This is a genomic window from Vibrio sp. TRT 17S01 (assembly GCF_050113695.1).
Classification (GTDB): Bacteria; Pseudomonadota; Gammaproteobacteria; order Enterobacterales; family Vibrionaceae; genus Vibrio.
On record NZ_JBNJOG010000038.1, the window covers coordinates 1 to 5,747 of the forward strand.

The following is a 5,747-nucleotide window of genomic DNA, read 5'->3' on the forward strand; positions in this document are numbered from 1 at the left end:
CTCACAACGCTTGGCGATCTCAGTTTAAACTTGGTTTCAGTGTTTAAGGTGCAGTGGTTTGGGTTAGGTGTTTAGCGTTGTTCGCACCTTAATGCGGCGTTAGGTTTCTCCGCGGGAAACATCGAATTCGAGGATTTTAGATCATGGATTATTAAGCGAAGCTACGACTTGCTCACAAAGAGTTAAATGATAAAGGCGTTTGGAAGTCGAACTACAATCCACCAATTGTAAAATGGCTACGTAAACTTGGAATGTGTTTTCCGCCACCTTATTACCAAAGTTATTTTGCAAACGTTATGCTTTGTGTGACTTTCTTTGCTCCTGTATGGGGAATCTTCCAATGGTTTCTTGTGTGGAACGAGCTAGGTAAACCAGTTTTAGAAGCCGTTTTTATCTCGTTACTTGCTGGCACTTTGTTTGGCTTTATTATGGCAACCTTCTACTACATTAGACGTAAGCAATTAAATCTAACAGATTGGGGTTCATTGGGAGAATAAGCCCAAAACCTAACAAACTGTTCAAGAGGGATTCGCAACGCGTGGCATTTTCATCATCCGTTGGTTTTAGTGTTTAAGGCGGTATGCGGCGACTTCGGTATTGCGTTGCTCACCCCTTAACAGAGCGTTATGCGCTCTATCGAGAATATATAATACAGAGAATATGAAGTGAGAGTTTACTATTTTACTAGTGCTGAATATGGACTACAGAATATCGAATACTCACGTTTGAAGGTGTCTGATTTCAATAATGTGAATGACCCTTTTGAGCTTTTAGGTATCGAGTTATCTGATAAAAGTGTACGGAGTGCTTTGAAAAGAGAAAAGTCTCAAATATCAAAGAGCACTGGCTTTATTTGTTTCAGTGAAGATTGGCAAAATCCCGTGCAATGGGGACATTATGCAGAAAACCATAAAGGTATTTGCTTGGGTTTCGATGTCTCAGATGAAAACTTAAAAAAAATCAAGTACGTAAAAAAGCGTCTCAATACATCAAATTTTTATGCCAATGACAAAAAAGAGAAACTCTTAACCACTAAGTTCTCGCACTGGAGCTACGAAAAAGAACATCGAATTATCGTTGACCTATCTTCACGTACACCTGATGATCGTGGACTTTTTTTCGAACCTTTTTCACAGCATATGAAACTTAGGGAAGTCATTATTGGGTGTGAGTCATCTGTAACTCAGTCAGCCGTCAGAGACCTTTGCGAAAACAAAGACAAAAAAATTAAAATATTCAATGCAAGAGCTGCGTTTCGAGACTTTAAAATTGTTTGGGATCGCAGTAAGAAATCAACACGCGCATAACAAACTGTTTAAGTGCGATTCGCAACGCGTGGCATTTTTACCATGCGTTGGTTTTAGTGTTTAAGGTGTTATGCGGCGGCATCGGTATTGCGTTGCTCACACCTTAACAGGGTGTTATGTCACAAGGAGTTAATTTGAAACATCAAACATCTTCGATTTTTAAGTATCGTGCTATGTCGAAGACCTCTATAGAGTTATTAGTAAACCAAGAAATATGGTTTGCAAAGCCGGATTCATTAAATGACCCTTTCGATTGTCAATTAGAATACCAACGTTCTCTTGAGGTTGCGTTAACAAAGTTCAATGCAAGTGATGACGTCAAAGAGCAGTATAAAAAGGCATTTAAAAACTATCTGGAAAACGTTGGGATTTTTTCGTGCAGTCGCACTAGGAAAAATCAACTAATGTGGGCACATTACTCAGATGAACATAGAGGCTTTTGCATTGGTTTCAATGAAGAGAAACTCAAAAAGAATATACCAGAATTAACTCGTCTCGATGTTGCGTACCAAGCTAGCTTACCCTTCGAACAATTACAGAACTCACTAGAAGTGTTTGATGAAGAGGATTTCTTACTTGGTAACATAAACGAGAAAAAAATGCTAAACACTTACGCCAAGACAATCCTAAGAACTAAATACACCTACTGGGGCTATGAGAAGGAAAGGCGATTAGTTAGCAAAAAGTTTGGTGCGCAGATCTTTTCTCCTAGCTGCGTCAATTCTATAGCATTTGGTTTAAGAATGAGTGAACGTGACAAAAAAACTATTCGTACAATACTCCGTGGAAGTGAGTGGAATCACGTCAAGTTATATCAAGCATCTAAATCGACAGACAAATTTGGTCTCGAGTTCAACGAATTGTGACATAACAAGCAATTTAAGTAGATTCGCAACGCTCGGCATTTTAGGTTTGAATCAGCTTCAGTGATTAAGGCACAATGTTTTAGGTGGGTGGCAGCGTTGCTCACTACTTAATTGGGCGTTAAGTGTCTTTTTAGCTATGGTGAAAACAATGAATATGAAAACACAAAACAGGCTTAAACTAAGTCGGGCTTTAAAGAAAAAACTAGCTAGAAAGCAAAATCGTAAAAAGCGAGCTTATATCCAGCCTCGTAAGCGCGCTCTATCAAAAGTTGAGGCGTTGTTCAGAGATGATATCACTACGAGTAATCGAGCATATATCAATATCCGAGATGGAAAAGATATGCACGAAGTTGCGGCACGCTTCCTGTGCGAAGATTTATGGTCTAAATTTCAACCTCACAGTGATCAGCACTTCTTGCAAGAGTTTGCGATAGACTTTGATGCGCGCTTTTGGGAAATGGGTCTAACTGTTGCTCTAATTGAAAGCGGACACAGCGTTATTTGTCCAAAGCCCGGTCCCGATGTGTGCATCGAAGGTGATCAGAAAGTTTGGGTTGAAGCGATTGCACCTAAGGCAGGAAAAGGTCCAGATAAAGTACCGCCAATGAAGTTTGGTGAAGCTCAAACTGTGCCAAATGACCAAATAATCCTACGATATACGTCTGCTATAGCTGAAAAGTTTGAGCGGTATAAGTCGTATGTGTCATCTGGAATTGTTTCTAACAATGAGCCTTACGTTATTGCGATAAATGGCTGTCAAATTCCTAGCGCAAGACTTGATCACAATCCTCCTAGGATCGTTCGTAGTGTTTTTCCGATCGGGGATGAATATCTCACTATAGATAGGCAGACGGGAGCGAGGAAAGGTTCTGGGTTTATTTTTCGACCTTCTATCAAAAAAAGTTCTGGCTCTGATATTCCAACAGATCTATTCCTTCGAGAAGACTTTGCACAAATTAGTGCAATTATCTTCTCTTGCTCTGATTGTTGTAATAGACCATCAAAGGGAAATGATTGGGTCGTGGTGCACAATCCCTTAGCAGTAAACCCGATATGTTCGGGGTTGTTCCCTTGCTTTAAAGAATACCAAGCAACTGAAAATGGTGAGGGTGAGTACATTTTGAACAACATCCAATCAAACACTTAACAATCTGTTTAAGAGTGATTCGCAACGCGTGGCATTTTTACTGTGCGTTGGTTTAAGTGTTTAAGGTGGTATGCTGGAGCTTCTGTATTGCGTTGCTCACACCTTATCAGGGCGTTAGCTCACATATAGTATGGTTAGAGAAATAATAATGAAAAAAAGAAAGTTTTTGTCCGAGTTTGGTGTAAATATATGTAGCTCTGGAGTGCTCTTTATGCCATCCGATCAAGTACATCTTGACGGAAGTATGGACGCAGAGTCACTAGAAATATCAAAAAACAGCCATATTTATCTTATTACTAGGCGTCCATCCGCATATTTTATAAACGACTCTTTGAAATATGATAATGACATCTTAGAAGTTGAAATTGGTTACAGAATTGAAGGGAAAGAGCACAAGTTTAAGCATAAACAGATGTTTAAACTTACTGATGGCGCTGTAAATTTGATAGTAGGAAAGTATCCGCACAGAGAAATACTATCTGTCGACGATACTGGTGAAACCGTTAAAAGGTTACCAGCTAGTATGCTGAGTGTTCCAGTGTTAAATGATCTAGAAGTTCTTTATATTGGTCAGGCATTTGGTAATGGCAGTCGTACAGCTCATGAACGTTTAAAAAGTCATTCTACTCTTCAGAAAATCTTAGCGGAAAGTTCAGTTTCTTATCCAGATAGTGAAGTTTCAATATTAATGTTTCAATTTGAACAATATAGGCTAGCAGCAACGTTAGATGGAAATGCCAAAGATGTTATCGACGGCAACGAAGACAATAAACGCTTCTTGGACATCAAAGAGAATCCATTAACTAAGAAACAACAAATAGGTTTAGTGGAAGCTAGCTTAATCAGATATTTTCAACCTTACTACAATGAGAAATTTAAAATAAAATTCCCATCTCCTAAAGTGAAAGTTCTAAAAAAATGTTTTGAACTAGATTTTTCAGGCTTGATTGTAGAAGTAAATACTGAAGATTTAGGGTTTACTTTACATTCAGAGAGGGTGGATTCGAAACATCATCACATTGCAAGTATTGATATTGTAAGTGATCAAAGTAGAGCTGGTTTCTTCTTCGTTACTCTTGATGCAGAGGTTCAGTTGTTAAATGACGTTATCCAGTAAAAATGTGAGCTAACAAACTGTTTAAGAGTGATTCGCAACGCGTGGCATTTTTACTATGCGTTGGTTTTAGTGATTAAGGTGGCATGCGTCGGCATTGGTATTGCGTTGCTCACACCTTAACAGGGCGTTATATGAAAGGTGGTAAATGGAACATAAAGCATATGAATTTGATTGGTATGAGTTTCAATATGAATTGAAACCTCTAATGTTAGAGGCGCTATCAAGTAATCAAACTGCTATTATCTTGCACTTTATCCGTGAGAATCAGAGTGTCCTTACAGATCCTTATGAGGGGGAAGCTCTAACTGAAAACTGGTTTGATGAATTAGCTAATGAATCTGTACAAAACTTATTGGATTTTGCTTTGACTAAATACTACTCATTAGCTGATGATTTAGGTCTAGACAGTGATTGGGCTAACTTAAGTGATTGCCTTAACATCGAACAAAGAATGGCATTATTAGGGGAAAGTATTAACAACTTTGATCCTGGCTGTTACGGTTCGTATTTTCAATCAACAAGCATGCTAGAAGAAAGTATCAGCGTATTGAGCAGCTTGAAAGATCCTCAGATAAGTGGCTTTGTTAAGCGGCTAAGAACCCTAAGAAAGGGATTGTACGTAACTTTTTAAATTCATATAACAAACAATTCAACAGTGATTCGCAACGCTTGGCGCTTTCACTTCGGGTTGAGTTTAGTGTTTACGGCGCAATGTTTAAGTTCAGTGTCTGCGCTGCTCACACGTTAATTGGGCGTTAGGAGTAGAGGGTGAACCGAGGTCAACTTTCAAATAGTATTAATGAATTTCACAACAGATTGGCTTGTGCACAACATTTTGATTTTGGTTTATTTGAAAACGTGCTTTCAAGCCTAGAGTTATACATTGAAAGTCTAGAAGAGTCTTATGATCCAATAGATGAGTATTCATTAAATGATTTATGTGAGGTGTATTCATATAATCATTACAACAAACAGTACCTATTCAATAGTACTGAGTTAACTCCGAAATTTGAATTGATTACGACGAGAATTCAGAGGCATAGGGAATTTCTTGTAGCTAATGGTATAGCTCCTGATTACGTTTTAAATTGGAATATTCAGGATAGGGTGTAATTCACACCTAACAAACAATTCAAACAGACCAAAAACGTGTGGCACTTTTAGTTTGCGTTGAGTTTGGTGTTTAATATGGTGTGCGGAAACGGTATTTACACGTTTTTGGCAGTTTAATTGGGCGTTATGTGAATGGAGCGCATATTGAAAATATCAGTCGTCGAAAATGGTGAAATTGAGGCGCATGAAGCTGCACT

The 5,747-nt window shown here is 38.5% G+C and carries 5 protein-coding genes and 1 pseudogene; all 6 read left to right on the forward strand.

The window, feature by feature from the left end; translation table 11 throughout:
* Positions 1-170: 170 nt before the first annotated feature.
* A pseudogene (locus ACQEXS_RS22135) lies at positions 171-497 on the forward strand (DUF6404 family protein); the annotation flags it as partial.
* Positions 498-731: 234 nt separating this feature from the next.
* Positions 732-1,307 carry a DUF2971 domain-containing protein gene (locus ACQEXS_RS22140; RefSeq protein ID WP_427015234.1) on the forward strand — a complete coding sequence of 192 codons (576 nt, stop codon included), beginning with the start codon at positions 732-734 and terminating at the stop codon, positions 1,305-1,307.
* 134 nt (positions 1,308-1,441) lie between these two features.
* Positions 1,442-2,173, forward strand: coding sequence for a DUF2971 domain-containing protein (locus tag ACQEXS_RS22145; protein ID WP_427015235.1), 732 nt, complete (start codon positions 1,442-1,444; stop codon positions 2,171-2,173).
* A 148-nt stretch (positions 2,174-2,321) separates the two neighbouring features.
* Positions 2,322-3,320 (forward strand): hypothetical protein, encoded by a 999-nt coding sequence (locus tag ACQEXS_RS22150; RefSeq protein WP_427015236.1) that lies wholly within the window; start codon positions 2,322-2,324, stop codon positions 3,318-3,320.
* 148 nt (positions 3,321-3,468) lie between these two features.
* The gene (locus tag ACQEXS_RS22155; protein WP_427015237.1) at positions 3,469-4,437 is read left to right on the forward strand and encodes a hypothetical protein; all 969 of its coding nucleotides are present in this window, start codon (positions 3,469-3,471) and stop codon (positions 4,435-4,437) included.
* A 145-nt stretch (positions 4,438-4,582) separates the two neighbouring features.
* Positions 4,583-5,068 (forward strand): hypothetical protein, encoded by a 486-nt coding sequence (locus tag ACQEXS_RS22160; RefSeq protein WP_427015238.1) that lies wholly within the window; start codon positions 4,583-4,585, stop codon positions 5,066-5,068.
* Positions 5,069-5,747 lie beyond the last annotated feature (679 nt).